Origin of the sequence: Streptomyces sp. 4F14 (assembly GCF_048159485.1) — a bacterium.
Classification (GTDB): domain Bacteria; phylum Actinomycetota; class Actinomycetes; order Streptomycetales; family Streptomycetaceae; genus Streptomyces.
In genome coordinates, this window is record NZ_JBLRVY010000197.1 from 1 (window position 1) to 395 (window position 395).

Genomic DNA, 395 nt, shown 5'->3' on the forward strand with positions numbered 1-395 from the left:
CGTTGTCGGTGAGGTCCTTCCACGTGCCCGCCACGTTCGGCACGTGTGCCTGACCACCGAGGCGGCCCTCGGTGCCCACCTCACGGGCGACGCGGGTCACCTCGTCGGCGAACGCGGACAGTGTGTCGACCATGGTGTTGATGACGTCCGCAAGGGCGGCGACCTCGCCCTTGGCCTCGACCGTGATCTTCTGGGACAGGTCGCCGCGTGCGACGGCGGTGGCCACCTTGGCGATCGAGCGGACCTGGCCGGTCAGGTTCGACGCCATCACGTTGACGTTGTCGGTGAGGTCCTTCCAGGTGCCCGAAACGCCGCGCACCCGGGCCTGCCCGCCCAGGTTGCCGGCCGTGCCCACTTCGCGGGCGACGCGGCTCACCACGTCGGCGAAGGCGGAG

At 70.6% G+C, this 395-nt stretch carries 1 protein-coding gene; it reads right to left on the reverse strand.

Translation table 11 applies throughout. From position 1 onward, the window contains the following. Window positions 1-395: HAMP domain-containing protein (locus ACLZOT_RS50295; protein ID WP_416976030.1), on the reverse strand; the 395-nt coding region annotated here is incomplete at both ends.